We start from the raw sequence: 18,762 nt of genomic DNA on the forward strand, positions 1-18,762 counted from the left end.
CGGGGAGCCTCGTCGAGAACATGTTTCAGCGGGGCATCCTGCGCCAGATCGCGCGGGGCAGCACGCGCATCACCGCGAAGACCGCCCGCAGCCTGCCGGGCACCCACACGACCTCGGCACCCGAGCGCAGCCCGTCGATCACCGCGTCGGCGACCTGGCCCGGCGTGGAGGACATCGGCGCCGGGGACATGCCCTCGGTCATCCTGCCGATCACGAAGCCGGGCCGGACCACCATCACCCGGGCGCCCGAACCGTGCAGCGCGTCGCCCAGCCCCTGCGCGAAGCCGTCCAGGCCCGCCTTGGCCGAGCCGTACACGAAGTTGGCCCGGCGCACCCGCACCCCGGCCACCGAGGAGAGGACCACCAGCGTGCCGTGGCCCTGCTCGCGCAACCGGCGGGCGGCGAAGAGCCCGGCGGACACGTGCCCGCCGTAGTTGACGGCGACGGCCCTGGCGGCGGCCACCGGATCGGCGTCGTAGGCCGCCTGGCTGCCCAGCACCCCGAAGGCGGGGATCACCACGTCGAGGTCGCCGACCAGTTCCGCGGCGGCCTCGATCACCTCACCGTGCGTCTCGGGGCGGGAGGCGTCGAAGTCCAGCAGGTGCACCTCGGCGGCGCCGATCACCGGGGGCGTGTCACCGGCGTCACGGGCGGCGAGCACGACCCGGCGGGCGCCGTCGCGGACCAGCCGCTCGACGATCGCCAGCCCGATCTCACTGCGCCCGCCCAGCAGCAGCACCGTGTCCACCGCGCCCAGGGCGTTCCTCATCGGGCAAGCCTCCCAGCGAGCTCCACAGGCCCGCACCGCACAGCCGGCCTCACAGCAGGAGCCTCCTCGCCAGGTCGGAGCGGAACACCCCGCCGGGGTCGGCCCCCTCGCGGACCTTACGCCACTCCCCCAGCCGCGGATACATCGCGGCCGCCGTCTCGGCCGACATCCGCGAGTCCTTGGCCAGGTAGACGCGCCCACCCGCCTCGGCGACCCAGCCGTCGAACTCCCTCAGCAGCGCGGCCAGCCCGGCGCGGCCCGCCGGGATGTCCAGGGCGAGCGTCCAGCCGGGGATCGGGAACGACAGCATCCCCGGCGTGCCGGGGCCGAACCGCTTGAGCACGGTGAGGAAGGAGACCACGCCCTCGGCCGACAGCCGGGAGACGATCCGCCGCAGCGTCGCCTCCGCACCGGCCGGCACCACGAACTGGTACTGGACGAAGCCGCGCGGGCCGTAGACCCGGTTCCAGCCGTCCACCGAGTCCAGCGGGTGGAAGAACGGCGCGAGCCCCTGCAGGAGGCCGGTCGCGGGACGCGCCCTGCGGTACCAGGCCTCGTTGAACGCCCGCACGGTCACCGGGTTGAGCAGGCCGCCGGGCGCCCAGGGCGGCGCCTTCAGCCGGGCGGCGGGCGCGAACGCCAGCGGGTCGGCGCCGCGCGGCAGCTCCTCGCGGCCCGCGTGGTCGCCCCGGGTGAGCACGCTGCGGCCCATCCGGCCGCCGGAGGCCAGCAGGTCGATCCAGGCGACCGTGTAGCGGTAGCGGTCGTCGGTGGCGGTCATCGTCTCCAGCGTGTGGTCCAGGTCGCGGGTGCGCTCGACGTCCACCCGCATGCGCGAGGTCTCGATCGGGACGCACCGGAAGACCGCCTCGGTGATCACGCCGGTGAGCCCCATCCCACCGACCGTGGCCCAGAACAGGTCGTCGTCCGGCGTGAGGGTACGGCCGGCGCCGTCGGCCGTGACCAGGGTGAGGGAGCGCAGGTGGGCGCCGAAGGAGGAGTCGGCGTGGTGGTTCTTGCCGTGCACGTCGGCCGCCACGGCCCCGCCGACCGTCACGTGCCGGGTGCCCGGCGTGACCGGGACGAACCAGCCCCGGGGCACCAGGGCGGTCATCAGGTCGTGCAGGCTCAGCCCGGCGGCCGCGGTGACCAGGCCGGTGGTCTCGTCGATGGACCACGAGGTCAGCGCGGTGCAGTCGAGGACCAGCCCCCCGGCGTTCTGCGCCGCGTCGCCGTAGGAGCGGCCGAGTCCCCGGGCGGCGACGCCCCGGCCGGGGGCCCGCCGTACCAGCTCGGCGACCTCCCTCGCGGAACGGGGGCGGGCCAGGCGCGCGGGGGTCGGTGCGGTACGGCCCCAGCCGGTCAGGAAGGTCATGGCAGATAGATCCCGAGGGCGAGCGAGACGAGCAGGAGTGCGACGAACGCCTGGATGTGCCGGTCGCGCAGGGCGAGCTCCTCGGGCTCCTCCCCCGCTCCCCGGTCCACCAGCAGGTTGTGCCGTAGGACCATGAGCACGAAGGGGACGATGCTGATCCCGTGGAACGGCCCCGGGTGGTCGCTGAGCGCCCACAGGCAGTAGGTCACGATCATGGCGCCGGAGGACATCATACGGACGCCCGCCAGGTATCCGGGAGTGTAGGCGGCCAGGATGGCCCGCGTGGAGCCGCCGTCGGAGGCGCGCAGCTCGGCCTCGCGCTTGCCGGCCACGAGCTGGAGCGAGCCGAGCGAGACCACCACGAGGAACCAGCGCGTCACCGGCACGTCCACGGCGACCGCCCCGGCGTAGGCGCGGACCACGTGACAGGCCGCGACCGCCACCAGGTCCACCACCTCCCGGTGCTTGAGCCAGTAGGTGTAGGAGAAGGTCAGCACCAGGTATCCGGCGACCACGGCCGGGAGCCGCCAGCCGCCGGACAGCGCGGCGACCGCCGGGGCCAGCGCCACGAGCAGGACCCCGGCGGCCCGCGCGAGCCGTACCGGGACCAGGCCGGCCGCGACCGGGCGGTGCCGCTTGCGCGGGTGCCGACGGTCGGCCTCGACGTCGGCGGCGTCGTTGAGCAGGTAGGTGCCGCTCGCGGCCACGCAGAACGCCGCGAAGGCGATCAGCGAGCCCAGCAGCCCCTGACCGGTCACCAGCACCCCGGCCGCCGCCGGGGCCGCGAAGACCAGGACGTTCTTCAACCACTGGCGCGGCCGGCAGGCCCGGACGAGAGCGGCGGGCGAGAAGCCGCGGGCAGCACGCGCGACCACCGGCGGGTCCGCCGGCGGCCGCGCGACCACCGTTTCCTCGTTCATCCCCGGCTTGTCAGGCCCTGCCGGCGCCGCGGAGCGCGAAGAACCCGCCGGCCAGCAGGGCGATGCCCAGCACGAGCAGGACGAGCGGGATCGTCATCTTGATCATGGTGATCTGGCTCTTGCCCTCGGTGGCGTTCTTCACCAGGTCGTTGACCGTCTGGGGGGTCATCTTCGCCGTCGCCACGAAGGCGACGGTGCTCTTGGCGCCGTCCTGGGTCTTGAGGACCTCGTGGCGCTGCTGCTCCTGCTTGACCGGCGAGCCGGTGGTGGGCTCGATCCAGTACGTGTTCTTACCGTCGTAGAACCGGTCCACCTGGATGTCACCCGTCGTGTCGGTCACTCCCAGGATCGAGGCGGGGACGGTGCGGGTCTCGGTCTTCGTCGGCGGGACGTCCTGCTCGAACCGGTAGACCCGCAGCCCGTTGACCGTATCCTCGTCGACGAACTTGGCGTCGAAGGCCCTGCCGACGGTGGAGTTGAAGACCTTGTAGGTCTTCTTCTCGACGTCGAACGGGAACTTGTAGATCTGGCCCTCCATCTTGACGGGCTTCTTGTCGATGTTCACCGCGCAGCAGTCGACGCCCTCGCCGGTGTATTTGTTGAAGGCGCTGCGCCGCTCGCCGAAGGAGACGTCCGGATTGCCGTTGGTCACGTCGCTGACCGCGGTGAACTCGTCCCAGACGACCCGGTCGCCCTGGGACTGGGAGACGTCTCCGCGGGTGGTCACGGTGATGCCGAGGTCACCGGTCATCACCTTGAGAGCCTTGGGGTAGAAGTATTGGGCCCCCTGGGCCTCCAGCTTGCTCACCCCGTACTGCGCGGCCGGAGCCGCGATCAGGCTGCCACCGATCTGGAAGCGCACGAGCGGTGCCAGCACGATGAGGAACGCCCCGACGGCTATAAGGATTACTCCGACGATCCGGCGCATCTACCCTCCTGGGGGGATCACAGCTTGGGGGGTTTAGGGGGAGATTTGTGGATTAACAAAGCTACTGGCCAGTATGTTAGGTGGCGAGAGTGACCGGCGTCACGAGGGATGCGGAAAAGTGACCGAAACAGGTTCTACATTCGGGTCCCTCTCCCGGCGGGAGCTCCCCGAGTGCCAGGACGGCCCTCCCGGGCACCAGGACGGGCTCCCCGAGTGCCCGGACGGCTCTCCCGGACGCCGGGACGAGCTCCCCGCGCGCCGGGACGGCTCCCCGGGGGGCCTTCCCCGCACCGGCGGCCACCTGGACGCCCTCGACGGCGTGCGCGCCGTCGCCTCACTCGCGGTGCTCGTCTTCCACGTGGCGACCGAGTCCGCGGCCGCGCTGGACGAGGGTTTCGGCGGCGCACTGCTCGCCCGCGGCGACGTGGCCGTGCCGATCTTCTTCGCCCTCTCCGGGCTGCTGCTCTACCGCCCCTTCGCGGCGTCGCTGCTGCTCGGCGGCGCCCCCGTCCGCACCCGGGCGTACCTGTGGAAGCGGGCCGTGCGCATCCTGCCCGCCTACTGGCTGGTGACCGTCACGGCCATGCTCATCTGGTCGCGCGACCACCTGTCCGACGGCTGGACCTGGTTCCAGCTCCTCACCCTGAACCAGAACTACGTCACCGACCCCTGGTGGTTCGCCCTGGGACCGAAGGGCCTGGCCCAGATGTGGAGCCTCTCGGTCGAGGTGGCCTTCTACGTCGCGCTCCCCCTGATCGCGGCGGGCCTGGCGGCCTTCGCCCGGCGCGGCGGCGAGGACGTGCGCGCCCGGGCCGGACGGCTGCTCGTCGGCCTGGGCGCGCTGGCGGCGCTGTCCTTCGTCTGGACGCTGCTGAGCTACTACCCGCAGTACCGGCCCTACCTGAACGTCTGGCCGCCCAGGTCGATGATCTTCTTCGCCGCCGGGATGGCCCTGGCCGTGGTGCTGGTCTGGGTGGAGGCCGACCCGGACGAGAGCTCCCCGGCGCGGCGGTTCAGGAGGGCGGCGGCCGCCTCCCCCGGTTCGTGGTGGCTGGTCGCGGCCATGGCGTACGCGCTCGCGGCCTCCCCGGTCACCGGGACCCGCTTCCTCGGCATCGACGGTGTCTGGTCGGGGATGTTCGAGCTGGCCCTCTACACGGTCGTGGCGTTCTGCCTGCTCGTCCCGGCCACGCTGCCACCGCCGGGCGACTCGCCGGTCAGGCTCCTGCTCGCCAACCGGGTGATGGGTTTCCTCGGCCGCGTCTCCTACGGCGTCTTCCTCTGGCAGTTCGTGGTGATCTACCTCTGGTACGGGTTCACCGAGCAGCAGCCGTTCTCCGGCGGCTTCCTGGGCAACCTGGTGGCCGTCACCGTCGTGACGCTCGTGCTGGCCACCCTGACCCACCGGCTGGTGGAGCGGCCCGCCCGCCGCCTGAACCGCGTCGTCTCCTGACCCGGCCGGCTGCCATCGACCCGGCCATAGCACCACGGATCCTTAATTAGTATCTAATAATCCAATTTGATATCGTTTTACCGTGCGGCTGACAAAGTTCACAGACCTGGCCTTACGCGTCACCATGCGTCTGGCGGTCACCAAGCCGGGGGCGACGCTCACCACCAGGCAGGTGGCGGAGGCGATGGAGATCCCCTACACCCACACCGCCAAGGCCATCGCCCGGCTCCAGCACCTCGGGGTGGTGGAGGCCCGCCGGGGGCGCGGCGGCGGACTGGGGCTGACCGCCTTCGGCCGGTCGGCCTCCCTGGGCTGGCTGGTCCGCGAACTGGAGGGCGAGGAGGAGGTCGTCACCTGCGAGGGGGACACCCCCTGCCCGCTGCGGGCGGCCTGCCGCCTGCGCGGCGCGCTGCGCGGCGCCCAGCAGGCCTTCTACGCCGCACTGGACCCGCTCACCGTGAAGGACCTGGTCACCCCGCCGACCGGACCGGTGCTGCTCGGCCTCAGCCTCAGGTGATCGCCGGCACACCGGCGACCCCTGACACACGGCCTTTAATATGAAGATCATCTACCAATTTGGAGGATTTGTGCTCTCCCCGGAATCGGCCGCGACCGTCCGCGCCACCCTGCCGGTGATCGGCGGCGCCATCGAGAACATCACCGCGCGCTTCTACGAGTCGATGTTCACCGACCACCCCGAGCTGCTGCGGAACCTGTTCAACCGGGGCAACCAGGCCAACGGCGAGCAGCGCGGCGCCCTCGCCGGATCGATCGCCGCCTTCGCCTCCGCACTGGTGGAGCGCCCCGGCGACCGGCCGGAGGCGATGCTCGCCAGGATCGCCAACAAGCACGCCTCGCTCGGCGTCACCCCCGAGCAGTACGAGGTGGTGCACAAATACCTCTTCGCCGCCATCGCCGAGGTGCTCGGCGACGCCGTCACCCCCGAGGTGGCCGAAGCCTGGGAGGAGGTCTACTGGCTGATGGCGGACGCGCTGATCGCGCTGGAGGCCGGACTCCGGCGCGACCCGGGCGAGGGCTGGCTGCAGGCGACGGTGACCGAGCGGCGGCCGCAGACCGCGGACGCGGTCTCCTTCACCCTGCGGCCCCACACCCCGCTGTCCTTCAAGCCCGGCCAGTACGTCAGCGTCGCGGTCACCCTGCCCGACGGCGCGCGGCAGATCCGGCAGTACAGCCTGTCGTGCGCCCCGGAGCGGGACGACTGGCGGATCACCGTCAAGTGGGTGCGCGGCGACGACACCCCGGACGGGGAGGTGTCCGGCTGGCTGCACGCGAACGTCCGGGCCGGGGACGTGCTGACGGTCTCCGCGCCGTTCGGCGACCTGACCCTGCCCGAGGGCGACGCCCCGCTGCTCCTCGCCTCGGCCGGGATCGGCGCCACCCCCGTCCTGTCGATGGTCGATCATCTGGCGGCCACCGGCTCCACCCGCCGGGTCACCGTCGTCCACGCCGACCGCACCCCGGCCGACCACGCCCACCGGGACGAGCTCGCGCGGCTGGTCGCCACCCTGCCCGGCGCCACCCTGCACCGGTGGTACGAGGAGGCGGGCGACTGCTCCTGCCGGCCGGCGCCGAACGTCGGCCACGTCGACCTGGCCGGGATCGACCTGCCCGACGGGTTGGTCGCCTGCCTCTGCGGGCCGCTGCCGTTCATGCGCGCCGTCCGCTCCCAGCTGCTCCGGCGCGGGGTGCCCGCCTCGGACATCCACTACGAGGTGTTCGGCCCCGACCTCTGGCTCGGCCGGGACTGACCGGGCTGCGGCCCGGACCGCGCGGCCGCCGTACGGCGGGGCTAGGAGGACGGCTCGCCCTCGGCGGCCGGCGCGCCCAGGGCCACGGCGGCCAGGCAGACCGGGGCCGTCGGGTCGTCCATCACGATCCGCATCCCCCGGCTCACGGCCGTCACCGGAAAGTGGATCAACCCGCCGGGCGTCTTCCGCAGGTTGAGCACGATGCGCTCCTGCCCGACCTCCACGGTCACCGAGACCGGCCGGTCGGCCGAGTAGGCCAGGGCGCCCGCGGTGGCCGGCCCGCCGAAGGAGAGCGCGTCCGGGAAGGCGGCGGCCCCGTTCGCCACCGGCAGGCAGAGCTGGTCCTCGGTCCGGGCGGCGAAGAAGCCGAAGACCTTCATCCGGACCAGCTTGCCGTCCCGGTTGAAGACCCGGGCGTCCTCGGTCGGCTCGGGATGGGCCATCCTCACCCGTACGGCGGGACGGGCCAGCGGGGCGAGCAGCCGGCTGCTGAGCCGCCGGTCGCCGTTCCACGACAGCACGATGTCCCCGGGGAGCGGGGTCGGGTAGATCACGACGTTGTCCGGCGCGGCGGCGAGCTGCGCGGCGGCGGTGTCCAGGTAGGCCCGGACGCGCTCGCCGCTGAGGGTCTCCCGGTAGGTCACGGTCGAGATCACCGACAGCACCAGGTAGGCCCCGGTGGTCAGCCCGGCGACCAGGACGAGCGGGGCCCGGGCGGGCAGCGCGCGGCGGTAGGCGCCGTCCTCCCCCTTGACCGGCAGCAGCGCCAGGCCCAGACAGACCGCCAGGACCACGGCGGCGTCGGCGACGTAGCGGGTCTCCGCGCCCACCAGCGCCACGTGGCCGCCCCGGGCGATCACCGTCGGGACGGCGTCGGCGAACAGCAGGTAACCGGCCAGGACGATCCACGCCCGCAGCGCCCGGCGCCGGTGGACGACCGTGACCGCCAGCAGTGCCGCCAGCACCGTCCAGGAGAGGGCGACGACGGCGTCGGAGGGGCCGGCCAGGCCACCGGTCGGGGTGACCGGCGCCCACGTCACCGGGCCGCCGACCGCCCCGCTGGGGAACGTCCGGCCCAGCAGGCGCGAGACCAGGTCCACGGCCACGTCGGGATCGGGCACCGACGCGCCCTCGCCCGGGGCGGTCCCCATCCTGGCGAGATAGACGATCGTGTAGGCGGCCACCACCATCACGTGCACCGACCACAGCCGCCAGTGCCGCCGCGCCTCGCGACACATCGACCGGACCCAGCCGGTCTCCCGGTTTCGGAGGAAGGCCGTGGTCAGCGCGTAGAGCAGGAAGGCGACGAAGACGCCCTTGGTGCTGAAGGCCATGCCGGCCACGCACCAGGCCAGCGCGTGCCGGCCGTACCGGGCGCCCTCCCCGCGGGTGAAACGGACCTGGGCGGTCAGCGCGAGCACCAGGACGAGCTGGAGCGGGACCGCGTTGACGGCGGCCGCCCACCAGCCGAACGCCGGGACCGTCAGCGGGGAGAACAGCAGCAGCGCCAGCGGCGGCAGGATCGCCGGGCGGGTGCCGAACAGGGTCCGCAGCAGCCGGAGCGCGAGCACGCCGAGCAGCGCCTGCGCGGCGAGGGTGACGGCGGCCACCAGCAGCCAGTCGTAGGGGGCGATCCGCGACAGCACCCAGGTCAGCGCGATCGCGCCGGGCATGAAGTGGCCCTTGTGCACCCGGGTCACGTAGTCGAGGGTGAGGTCGTTCTCGTAGGCGTTGCCCACGAACAGCAAGTCGTCCTCGACGAAGTAGGAGTCGCGCAGGATCAGCGCCCGCAGGACGAGCGAGGCCACGATGAGGGCGACCGCGGCCGGCAGCACCGGGCCGCGCAGGGCCGCCAGCCAGCCGGGCAGCGTGATCCGCAGCGCGGGCGGCTCCGACCGCCCGGTCTCCATGGCCTCCACCGGCTCTCCCTCTGATCCCGCGCTCCGGCGGGACACCCTACGAGCAGGACAAGATTGCTATCAATGCGGTGTTATGCTCCGGCGCACCCGATCTGTTCGACTCGGTGAAGAGCTGATCTGTTCGACTCTGTCGGGACCTGATCCGTTCCACATCTGTCCGACTCCGTGGAGGAGCAGCGTTGGAGATCCCTCAGGCACCGTTCCGGGCCACGCTGGGCCGGTCGGTCAGGCTGCTCGGCGCCTTCCGCAAGGAGCAGAGCGACCCCGACTTCTTCTACGGCATGCTGGCCCGCGACACGGTCGCCCAGCTCGCCGCCTACACCGAACTGGACGGCGCGCTCGTCGCCGACGTCGGGGGCGGTCCGGGCTACTTCACCGACGTGCTGCGGGCCGTGGGCGCCCGCCCGGTGTGCGTGGACTGCGACGCCGGCGAGATGCTGGCCCGCCAGGGCGCCGCCCCCGAGGGGGCGGTGCTGGGCAGCGCGCTCGACCTGCCGCTGGCCACCGGTTCGGTGGACGTCTGTTTCTCCTCCAACGTGCTGGAGCACGTGCCGGACCCGTGGCGGATGGCCGACGAGATGGTCCGGGTGACCCGGCCAGGCGGCGTGATCTACCTGTCGTTCACCAACTGGCTGTCGCCCTGGGGCGGCCACGAGACCTCTCCCTGGCACTACCTCGGCGGCCACCGCGCCGCCGCCCGCTACACCCGCAAGCACGGCAGGTCCCCCAAGAACGTCTACGGCGCGAGCCTCTACCCCGTCTCGGTGGGCGCGGCGCTGCGCTGGGCCGGCCGGCAGCCCGACGCCACGGTCCTGGACGCCCTGCCCCGCTACCACCCGCGCTGGGCGACCCCGGTGGTCCGCGTCCCGGGGCTGCGCGAGATCGTGAGCTGGAACCTGCTGCTCATCCTGCGCCGGCACTGACCGCCCCCGCCGGACCGCCGCCGGCCGCCCTCGGGGGGACCGCCGGCGCCCGCGCCGCGCCGCCGGCCGGCCTCTCCGGTACGGCGGCGCCGAGCACCACCGCCCGCAGGCAGGCGGAGCCCCCCGGGACCGAGATCCGCACCGGACCCCGGGCGATCTCGGCCGGGAAGTAGACCCGGTCCCGGCCGGCCCGGAGCAGGACCTCGCTCCGCCGGCCGTCCCTGAGCACGGTCACCGGGGTGTCCCGCGACACCCGGTAGTCGACGCGGACGATGTTCCCCGCGCGGGCCTCGGGCAGGTCGGCGACGGCCGTGCCGCCGCGCAGCGGGAGGCAGGAGCCGGCCGGCGCCGCCACGTACCCGCCGAAGACGGTGGCGGGCACCAGGTGGCCCCGGTCGTCGAAGGTCACCGCGCGGTGGGCCGCCCCCGGACGGCTGATCCGCTCGCGCAGCGCGCCCCGGGCCAGCGGGCTGAGCGCCCGGGAGGTCAGCCGGTCCTCCATCGCCTGCCAGGGGAACATCAACCTGTCGGGCAGCAGGGCGGGGTACACGCCCGTCTCCGGGCCGAGCGCGGCCAGGTCCGCGCGGGCAGCCGCGAAGTAGGCGCGGTTGGCCTCGCCCGGCAGGCCCCGGGCGAAGCCCGAGGCCGACACCAGGGCGAGCGCCACATAGGCGCACACGGCCGGCAGGACGGACAGGGAGACGGCCCGCGCGGACCCGCCCGCCGGAGGCGGGTCCCGGGGCGGCGCCCCGGCGCCCGGGAGCGCCTCCCCCGGCGGAGGCCCGGCCCTCGGGGACGGGCCCCGCGGCGAGGGGCCCGTCCCGGGCGGGAGGTCCCGCCACGGCATCAGGACCAGGGCCAGGCAGACGGCCAGCACGGGCATCGCGTCGGCGATGTAGCGGCTCTCGGAGGCCGACCAGGGTCCCGTCCGGACAATCATGATCAGCAGGCCGTCGGCGACCAGGAGATAGCCGGCCGCCAGCGACCAGGCGGGGACCGCCGCGGGGCGCCCGCGGCAGGTGCCCGCCACGACGGCGGCCAGGACCAGCCAGGCCACGGCGACCTCGACCGGCCGGTGGGCGACCAGCGGCCCGGCCGTGGTCTCCCCGCCCCAGCTCAGCGGGCCCCCCACGAGCAGGGTCGGGACCGTGCCGCCGAAGAAGGTTCCGGCGTAGTCCGCCGCCGTGTAGAAGTCCGGGAGCGCGAACCCCTGGCCGCCGGCCCGCCCGGCGGCCAGGACGTAGCCGAGAAGGTAGACGCCGCCCACCGCCAGGTGCGCCGCCCAGAGGCCCAGGTGCCTGCGCGCGGCCCCGATCACGCCGTGCTCCCGGGCCGACAGCAGCACCGTCAGGAACAACAGCACCGGCGGGATGAGGAGCGCCTTCTCGAAGAAGAGCAGGCCGGCGCAGGTCCAGGCGACCCCCGCGAGCGCGTGCCGGAGCCCGCCGGTGCGGATCAGCAGCACCTGGGAGCACATGGCCATGAGCATGGCCACCTGGAGGGGCAGGATGTTGAGCGCCGCCGCGAACCAGGTGCCGGCCTGGAAGTTGGCCGGCGCGAACAGGAAGAAGGCCAGCGGGACGAGGATGAGCGGCCGGGCACCGCACAGCAGGCGCAGCAGCCGGTACAGCGCCAGGGCCGCCGCCGCGCACAGCGCGAGGATCACGGCCGAGACCAGCGTCCAGCCGTAGGGGGAGATCGCCGTCATGACGCGGACCAGCGCGAGGGAGCCCGGCATCAGGTGGCCGATGTGCACCCGGAGCAGGTGGTCCCAGCCGAAGGGCTCGGCCACGGCCCGCCCGATGAAGACGATGTCGTCCTCGGCGAAGTAGGACCGGCTGAGCAGCCATCCCTTGAAGGTGAGCCCGGCGAGCAGCAGAAGCGCCGCGGTTACCGCGAGCCCGTGCCGCCGCACGGAGGCGCTCCGCGCCCAGCCCGGCAGCCGCAGCTCGACCTCGACCGCGCCGCCGCTCATGCGTGCTCCCGTCCCGGCCGCTCCGCACCGGCCGCACGAGCCTCCGTCGGCCCCGCGCGGGGCGCCGGAGATCCCGGGCGCGCCGCCGGGGACCCTCCTGCCCGCGCCTCCGGCCCGCCCCGCCCGGTCTCGGGCTCCGGCATCCCCGGCCCGGCGTCCTCCGGCCCGCTCGGCCCGGCGTCCTCCGGCCCGGGGGACCGGGGCGGTCTGCGGGGACGGCGGCCCAGGAGCGCCAGTACGAGCCCGGCCACGAGGAAGAGGCCGGGCAGCAGGTCGCGGACGGCGAGGACCCACCGGGTGAAGGCCCGCGCGTCGGCGGCCCTCCCCCTGACCTCCTCGGGGGGCATCGACAGGTCCGCCCGGAGGCTCACCCTGCGCTCGATGCCGTCGGGGGTGCGCAGGCCCTGGCGGTGGCTCTCCCGCACCTTGACCGTCATGCCGCTCTCCGGTTCGACCCAGATCGTGCGGGTCACCTGGGCGTAGCGGGAGACGCCGATGGCCCGCCACTCGGGCAGGCCCAGGACCTTGCCGGGGAACTGCCCGGGGATGTCCTCGATCTTGATCGGGCCCGCCGTGTAGGTGTAGCGGTAGGTCCGCAGGCCCTCGACCTGCTCCTGCTGCTCGTAGCGGAGCGGGACCGCCGTGCGCAGCACCGTGTCGTACATCGGGTAGGAGCGCGGCTCGGCGCGGAAGGGCAGCCGGAAGGCCAGGCCCGTCTGCCGGGCCCTGGGGTCCTCGTCGACGTACTCCCCGCAGCAGGCGACCGCCATGCCCGTCCTGCGGTCGAAGGCGGTCCTGCGCTCGTGATAGTCGATCCGGTCGCCGGAGGCGGTGGTGAGCGAGGCGAACTCCACCCACACCGCCGTGCCGGCGTCCCCTGCGCGGGTGTCCCCGCTCACCGTCCTGGTGGACACCAGCGGGACGCGGGCATGGGAGGTGAGGGTGGCGGTGTCGAAGTAGTCGGCGTCCTGGGCGACCAGGTGGTAGGTCGTGCTCTGCTCCAGCGGCAGCACCAGGACGCTGTCGTAGACGTAGAAGCGCAGCAGCGCCGCGAGGGTGACGAGGAAGGCGCCGGTGCCCACGAGCACCGCCCGGGAGGCCGCGGAGCGGATGACCGGCCGGGAGGCCGCGGAGCGGGTCACCGGCCCACCGCCACCGGCCCGGACCGGCCGGCCGGGGCGGGCCTGGCCGGAGGAGGCGCGGCCGGGACCCGCTCGGGGATCGAGGCCATCAGCCATGCGAGCGTCAGCAGGCAGAGCACCTGCGGCACGGCGCCGGTCAGCGGGCCGGCGAGCGCCGCGGACGCCCCGGCCCCGCCGTACACGGTGCCCGCGGCGAGCGCGAGACCGGCCAGACCGGGCGGGACGGCGAGCACCCAGGGCGTGGTGGCCGCGCCCGCGAGGCCGGGCAGCGAGGTGAGGCGGGCGTGCCTGGCCCGGGCCACGGCCCCCAGCCAGGCCCACAGCGCCAGCGCCCCGGTGACGATCGCGGCGCCCGCGGCGCCGCCGGTCCACAGGCCGACGAGCGGGGCGAGCGGCCAGATCCAGGCCGCGCGGACCGCGGCGGGCGCCGTCGCCGGCGGCGGGGCCGCCCCGGAGGGGCGGACGAGCGCCAGCGCCGCCACCAGGAGCACCAGGACCCAGCCGCCGAACAGTGCCGTGCGGTAGGTGGAGTCGGGCTCGTAGCGCATGGTCACCACGCCCTGCCCGGCGGGCAGCTCCCACGCCTGCCGCCAGCCGTCCAGCCTGGCCGGCGGCAGCCGCCTGCCGTCGAGGTAGGCCTGCCAGCCGGCGTTGTGGTTCTCGTTGACCACCAGGTAGGAGGGGACCGAGGTGGAGACCCGCACCCGGCGCTCCCCCTGCCCCCACGACTCCGCGACGACGGGCGCCGCCGAGACGGCGCGGGGGGCCGCCTGGGCGGCGGCGGACCGGACGACGACCGACTCGATCCTGAAGGCGTCGGTGGCGGCGGCGGTGACGCGCGCCGTGCCCGTGCCCAGCTCGACCGGCTCGCAGGCGCGGTAGCCGAGCGGGCGGCCGTTGACCGCGTCGTCCAGCGTGCCCGCCACGATCTCGGTGGGCACGGCGTTGCCGTTCACGGCGAGCGTCGGGCCGTAGCCGCAGGGCAGTCGCAGCGGGAACGGCGCGAGCGAGCCGACCGGCTTCACCCCGGGGATGGTGACCTCCGCCACCTCGATCGCCCGGGACGCGGGGGCGGTGAAGCCGATCTCCAGGCGGTCGGTGCGGATCGGCGAGAAGGCGACCCGCCCGTCGGCGCCGATCCAGCCCTGCACCGTACGGCCGCCGCCGCTCACGCTCACCTTGACCGGTGGCTGCCCCAGGAACGAGTCGGGGAACAGGACCATGATCTGCGAGATCGTGATCTTCTTCCGGAGCTTGACGGTCAGGGTCGGGTGGCGGTCGAGGGGCTGGGCGTACCAGAGCGTGGTCAGGTCCCCGTCCATGGCCGCGCGGCCGAGCACCGCCGGGTGGTCGGTCACCGTGGAGGAGGCGATCACCTGGGGGAAGACACCGGGGACAGTGGTCAGCAGCCGGGCGGAGAGGGGGTCGGTCAGCACGGCCCTGCCGGTGACGGCCCGCTCCCCGTCGTCACGGACGGCGAAGGTCCGGTCGAAGCCGTGGCCGTCCTCGCCGGTGATCTCCAGGGAGGGCGAGCAGGTCCAGCTCGCCGATCCGCGCATGCAGGCGGTCGCCGCGCCCTGGCGGGTCAGCAGCACCGTGCCGGGGTCCTCCGCGCCGTCGGCGGGGACGGCGATGCTGCGCGTGGCCCGCACGCCGGGGATCGCGACCTCGGTGATGCCGACGCGGGTGCCGACCCGGATCCTGGGCTCGGAGGCGAGCTTGGTCACCCGGATCCGCAGCCAGGAGGTCCGGCCGGCCGGCGGGTGCAGGAGCTGCGGGTCGGCGGTCTCCTGGACCGGCAGCAGGCGCGTACCGCCCTCGGTCTCCAGGGCGACCTCCGCCACGGGCGGCCCCAGCGTGCCCTTCTCGAACGCGACGGTGATCCGGGGCACGTCGACGCGCTCGACGAAGCGCGCCTCCAGCCACTCCCCGACCGCGCCGTTCCAGCCGTCGGAGCGCCACCCGGTGCGCGGGTCGCCGTCGAGCGCCGCGTACGGCTGGCGTCCCGGATCGCGCCCGCCGGCGGCCCCGATCCCCGATTCGGCGGAGGAGGCGCGCACGTCCTCGATGCCGGAGTAGCGGGCGGTGGCGGTGGCGGCGGTCCAGGCGGGGTCGGTGAGGTCGCTCTGCCGGCCGCGCTCCAGCGGCTGCTCCTCGGTGAGCGTGGCGGTGGCGATGCGGCGCAGATCGCCGAAGACGATCTCGCGCCGGCGCAGCGTGTCGGTCACCACCCTCCGGCCCGGAGGCGTCGTGGCCGTCCCGGGCTCGTCGCCGATCATCATGGGCCGGTCGTCGTCGAGCAGCCCCTCCTCGGCCAGGGCGAGCGCCGCCTCGGGGGCCCCGGCGACCCGGAGCGTCCCGTCGCGCGGGACGGTGGCGACCGGCGGCGCGGGGTCGGGGACCGCGTAGACCTCCAGCGCGGGATAGGGCTGCTCGACCCAGCCCGCGGCCGTCGGGCTGGACCTGGCCCCGACCTCCGGCCCGAAGGCGGCGACCCGGCGCAGGCCGGCGGAGTCCGTGAGGATCTGGTGGACCCGCGCGGGCCAGGCCGTGCCGAGGCTCTGACGGGCGAGGTCGTTGCGGACCAGCAGGTGGGTGACGCCGATCCGGCGCAGCGCCGAGGTGAGCCCCGGTGAGCCCCGGCCCGTGGCGAAGCGCTCGTCCACCGCCTGGACGAGCCGGGCCAGCCCCGGCGAGCCCCAGGGGACGTTGGTGTGGGTGGCCCAGCGCACGGTCAGCAGCGACTGCATGGGCTCGTCCATCGGACGGCCCCACAGATACTCGCCCCGGCGCGAGCCGGGGACGGCCAGGACCATGCCGTCGCCGGTGTTGTGGTTCAGCCAGGTCGCGGCGTCCCTCCAGTAGGAGGGGATCTCGGCGAACGCCCCCGTGGGGGTGATCCCGGCGGCGACGGGCAGCGTGGTGAGGGCGACGAGCCCGGCGGTGGCGGCGAGGACGGCTCTGCGCAGCCGCGCGGGAGCGGTCAGGGGCAGCGCCGCCAGGCCGAGGGCGAGCGGGAGCCGGATGAGGGCGTCGAATTTGTGCAGGTTTCGGAAGGGCGCGAGGGGGCCGTCCAGCAGCGCCCGCACCTGGCCGGTCCACGGGTGGGCGAGCGCGTCGGCGTGTCCGGCGGAGACGATGACGACCCCGACCAGCAGGCTGATCGCGAGGAAGGCCCGCTCCGGGGTCGCGCGGGCGGCGATCCCGGCGAGGCCGCACCCGGCGGCGAGCGCGGTCAGCGCGATCAGCACGGGCCCGGTCGCCTGCGCGAAGGCCGCCGGCAGCCACGCCTCCCCGTCCACCGGCAGGAACGCGATCCAGCTCGACGTGCCCCGCAGGACGTTGATCAGCGAGGTGACGCTGGTGGTGGCGCCGGCGGTCTCGATGAACGGCAGGAAGGAGAAGATGTAGCGGCCCATCACCAGCAGCGGCGCCAGCCACCACATCGACACCGCGCCCACGCAGCCCAGCCACCACAGCAGCAGGCGCCGCCGGCGGCGCCCGCCGCGCCGGGTCAGCAGGTACAGCAGCGGCACGACGAGCACCGCCAGCTCGGCCACCGCGTTGACCCCGCCGGCGAACAGGAACGCCAGGGCCGACAGGGCCGCCGCCCGGCGCGGGCTCGCCTGTGGCCGGGTGCCGTGCACGAGCGGCAGCAGGATCCAGGGCAGCACGGCGCTCGGCTGGAACTCCGAGGAGTTGACCCCGATCAGCGCGATGGCGTGCGGGGCCAGGGCGTAGGCGAGGCCGGCCAGGACGCGGGTGGCGGGGGTGCCGGCGCCCATCGCGCGGGCGACCCGCTCGACGCCGGCGAACGCCGTGCACAGCACCAGCGTCATCCACAGGCGCTGGATGTTCCACGGGGGCATGTCCAGCGCCTGGAAGAGCGCGTAGAACGGCCCCATCGGGAAGAGGTATCCGTGGGCCTGGTTCTGCAGGTGACCGAAGAACGCGCCGTCCCACAGGTGGACCGCCCGGGCGAGGAAGCCGAGGGGGTTGAGCGCCATGTCGAGCTTGGTCTCGGAGATCACCTGACCGGGCGAGGTGTTGAAGGCGATGGCTCCGAGCAGGAGGCAGCCCGCCAGCATGTGCAGCCGGTGCCGCAGCCGGGCAGGCCCGGCGTCCACGCTGTCAGGGGTCAATGCGGCACTCAAGTGGGGTCGGTCTCACCTACGGCGAGACGGAGATCGGCGGTCCGGGCCGGCGAGCCCGCGGACCGGTCCCGGTGACCGGCCGTGGGGAGTTCTGTGGCGATGAGCCTGGTTATCGTAGCGCCGGTTCTCCCCCAGGTGAACTCCCCCGCCCAGGCCCTGCACGCCCGCTGGATCTCCGCGCGCCGCACCGGGTCGGCCAGCTCCCCGATCGCCCGGTCGACCACGTCGGCGAGCCCCTCGCCGTCGCGGACCAGCCAGCCGGTCACCCCGTCTTTGACGGAGTCACGCAGCCCGGCGACGTCGTAGGCGACCGTGGGCACCCCGGAGGCGGCGGCCTCGATCACGGTCAGGCCCCAGCCCTCGAACTCCGAGGCGGTCACGTTCAGCAGGGCCGAGCCGAGCACGGCGTTCTTGTCCGGCTCGCTGAGGAAACCGTGCAGGTGCACCCGGCCGGAGACCTCCAGCTCGGCCGCCCGCGCGGCGAGGGCCCCGGACTCCGGGCCGCGTCCCACGACGTGCACGTGCAGGCCGGGACGGCGCCCGCCCAGCTCGGCCGCCAGAGAGACGACGCGCTCGACCCGTTTGTGCCCGACCAGCCTGCCCAGGTAGATCAGGGCGGGGTCGCCGGGCAGGGCGTGCCGCGCGGCCGGGCGGGCCGCGGGGGCGCCGTTGGGCACGACCTGGATCGGGGCGAGCCAGCGCAGCCGCGTGCGGAGGTCCTCCCGGGACGACTCCGAGACCGTGATCGTCGTGCGGCGGCGGTAGAGCAGCCGCGCCACCGGCCCCTCGACGAAGCAGCCGATCCTGGCCAGCCACGGTGGGAGGAAGGCGTGGAACTGCCGGTCGTGCACGTGGTGGACCAGGCAGATCACCACGGTACGGCGGCGCACCACCAGCGGGGAGAAGAAGGGGACGCCGTTCATCGAGTCGATGACCACGTCGAAGCGGCGGCGGCGCAGCAGGAGCCAGAGCGGCACGAGGAGGTAGACGAGGTAGCGGTTGCCCATCCTGCGCAGCTCGACGCCGTCGCGCCGCTCGGACCTGGCCTGGCCCGGCTCGCGGGCGGTCGCGAAGTGGACCGAGGCCCCCTGGGCGATCAGGTGGCGGCTGACCTGCCAGGCGTACTCCTCGGCGCCGCCCGCCACCGACTGCTGGGGTTCGCGGAAGTTCAGCACCGCCACCCGGACCCCGCGTAACGGAGCCTCGGGGGCCGGTACGGCCCGCACGCTCGGGCGGGACCACCGCGGGGCCGGCGGGCGCGGTCCGGCGCTCGGGGTCCCGCCGGAAAAGGCCACGGTGTCGGCCACGGTGTCTCCTCGTCCTCTACGGCGACGGCGCGCCCGACTCAGGGCATGGCTGAGCCACACCCCGTTCCTGATGACTGGTGCTCAGCCCGGCGGGCTGGAGAAACGGCGTCCGGGGCCCTCAGGGCCGG

General features: G+C 74.3%; 13 protein-coding genes. 4 read left to right on the forward strand and 9 right to left on the reverse strand.

Going from position 1 to position 18,762, the window contains the following annotated elements:
- Window positions 1-25: 25 nt before the first annotated feature.
- From dprE2 to pgfA (J2S55_RS09545), 4 genes are read right to left on the reverse strand one after another with little or no spacing between them, the layout of a single operon-like run.
- On the reverse strand, window positions 26-769 hold the full coding sequence (gene dprE2 / locus J2S55_RS09530; protein WP_306858870.1) for a decaprenylphospho-beta-D-erythro-pentofuranosid-2-ulose 2-reductase: 744 nt from the start codon (window positions 767-769) through the stop codon (window positions 26-28).
- Window positions 770-818: 49 nt separating this feature from the next.
- Complete coding sequence (gene dprE1 / locus J2S55_RS09535) at window positions 819-2,144, reverse strand: FAD-binding oxidoreductase (protein ID WP_306858872.1); 1,326 nt, start codon at window positions 2,142-2,144, stop codon at window positions 819-821.
- Window positions 2,141-3,064, reverse strand: coding sequence for a decaprenyl-phosphate phosphoribosyltransferase (locus J2S55_RS09540; RefSeq protein ID WP_306858874.1), 924 nt, complete (start codon window positions 3,062-3,064; stop codon window positions 2,141-2,143). The genes dprE1 and J2S55_RS09540 overlap by 4 nt, the downstream gene beginning before the upstream one ends.
- Before the next feature lie 10 nt (window positions 3,065-3,074).
- Complete coding sequence (gene pgfA / locus J2S55_RS09545; RefSeq protein WP_306858876.1) at window positions 3,075-3,992, reverse strand: cell envelope lipid trafficking protein PgfA; 918 nt, start codon at window positions 3,990-3,992, stop codon at window positions 3,075-3,077.
- A gap of 118 nt (window positions 3,993-4,110) precedes the next feature.
- On the opposite strand from pgfA (J2S55_RS09545), the gene J2S55_RS09550 reads away from it, so the two are divergent.
- From J2S55_RS09550 to J2S55_RS09560, 3 genes are all read left to right on the forward strand, one after another.
- On the forward strand, window positions 4,111-5,445 hold the full coding sequence (locus J2S55_RS09550; RefSeq protein ID WP_306858878.1) for an acyltransferase family protein: 1,335 nt from the start codon (window positions 4,111-4,113) through the stop codon (window positions 5,443-5,445).
- Between the two features lie 82 nt (window positions 5,446-5,527).
- Complete coding sequence (locus J2S55_RS09555) at window positions 5,528-5,962, forward strand: RrF2 family transcriptional regulator (RefSeq protein WP_306858881.1); 435 nt, start codon at window positions 5,528-5,530, stop codon at window positions 5,960-5,962.
- Window positions 5,963-6,032: 70 nt separating this feature from the next.
- Window positions 6,033-7,214, forward strand: a complete 1,182-nt coding sequence (locus J2S55_RS09560; RefSeq protein WP_306858883.1) for a globin domain-containing protein — start codon at window positions 6,033-6,035, stop codon at window positions 7,212-7,214.
- A 41-nt stretch (window positions 7,215-7,255) separates the two neighbouring features.
- Here the strand turns inward: J2S55_RS09560 and J2S55_RS09565 are convergent, their stop codons facing one another.
- On the reverse strand, window positions 7,256-9,133 hold the full coding sequence (locus J2S55_RS09565; protein WP_306858885.1) for a hypothetical protein: 1,878 nt from the start codon (window positions 9,131-9,133) through the stop codon (window positions 7,256-7,258).
- A 185-nt stretch (window positions 9,134-9,318) separates the two neighbouring features.
- Here J2S55_RS09565 and J2S55_RS09570 point away from each other — a divergent pair, with 185 nt between their 5' ends.
- Window positions 9,319-10,056 carry a class I SAM-dependent methyltransferase gene (locus J2S55_RS09570; RefSeq protein ID WP_306875274.1) on the forward strand — a complete coding sequence of 246 codons (738 nt, stop codon included), beginning with the start codon at window positions 9,319-9,321 and terminating at the stop codon, window positions 10,054-10,056.
- On the opposite strand, the gene J2S55_RS09575 is transcribed toward J2S55_RS09570, so the two are convergent.
- The 4 genes from J2S55_RS09575 to J2S55_RS09590 are packed head-to-tail and all read right to left on the reverse strand — an operon-like array spanning window position 10,037 to window position 18,634.
- Window positions 10,037-12,031: a hypothetical protein gene (locus J2S55_RS09575; protein ID WP_306858887.1), complete on the reverse strand. Its 1,995-nt coding sequence runs from the start codon at window positions 12,029-12,031 to the stop codon at window positions 10,037-10,039. The two genes, J2S55_RS09570 and J2S55_RS09575, sit on opposite strands and share 20 nt — an antisense overlap.
- Window positions 12,028-13,173 carry a cell envelope lipid trafficking protein PgfA gene (gene pgfA, locus J2S55_RS09580; protein ID WP_306858888.1) on the reverse strand — a complete coding sequence of 382 codons (1,146 nt, stop codon included), beginning with the start codon at window positions 13,171-13,173 and terminating at the stop codon, window positions 12,028-12,030. Before pgfA (J2S55_RS09580) ends, J2S55_RS09575 begins: the two co-directional genes overlap by 4 nt.
- Complete coding sequence (locus J2S55_RS09585) at window positions 13,170-17,315, reverse strand: alpha-(1->3)-arabinofuranosyltransferase domain-containing protein (RefSeq protein WP_306858890.1); 4,146 nt, start codon at window positions 17,313-17,315, stop codon at window positions 13,170-13,172. The genes pgfA (J2S55_RS09580) and J2S55_RS09585 overlap by 4 nt, the downstream gene beginning before the upstream one ends.
- A gap of 8 nt (window positions 17,316-17,323) precedes the next feature.
- Complete coding sequence (locus J2S55_RS09590) at window positions 17,324-18,634, reverse strand: glycosyltransferase family 4 protein (RefSeq protein WP_306858892.1); 1,311 nt, start codon at window positions 18,632-18,634, stop codon at window positions 17,324-17,326.
- Window positions 18,635-18,762 lie beyond the last annotated feature (128 nt).

The organism is Streptosporangium brasiliense, assembly GCF_030811595.1.
In the GTDB taxonomy this organism is placed as follows: domain Bacteria; phylum Actinomycetota; class Actinomycetes; order Streptosporangiales; family Streptosporangiaceae; genus Streptosporangium; species Streptosporangium brasiliense.

What these genes read in the sequence shown, in the direction of transcription:
- J2S55_RS09540 (WP_306858874.1), bottom strand. Translation starts at nt 3,064, where the DNA reads ATGAACGAGGAAACGGTGGTCGCGCGGCCGCCGGCGGACCCGCCGGTG.
- pgfA (WP_306858876.1), bottom strand. Translation starts at nt 3,992, where the DNA reads ATGCGCCGGATCGTCGGAGTAATCCTTATAGCCGTCGGGGCGTTCCTC.
- J2S55_RS09575 (WP_306858887.1), bottom strand. Translation starts at nt 12,031, where the DNA reads ATGAGCGGCGGCGCGGTCGAGGTCGAGCTGCGGCTGCCGGGCTGGGCG.
- dprE1 (WP_306858872.1), bottom strand. Translation starts at nt 2,144, where the DNA reads ATGACCTTCCTGACCGGCTGGGGCCGTACCGCACCGACCCCCGCGCGC.
- dprE2 (WP_306858870.1), bottom strand. Translation starts at nt 769, where the DNA reads ATGAGGAACGCCCTGGGCGCGGTGGACACGGTGCTGCTGCTGGGCGGG.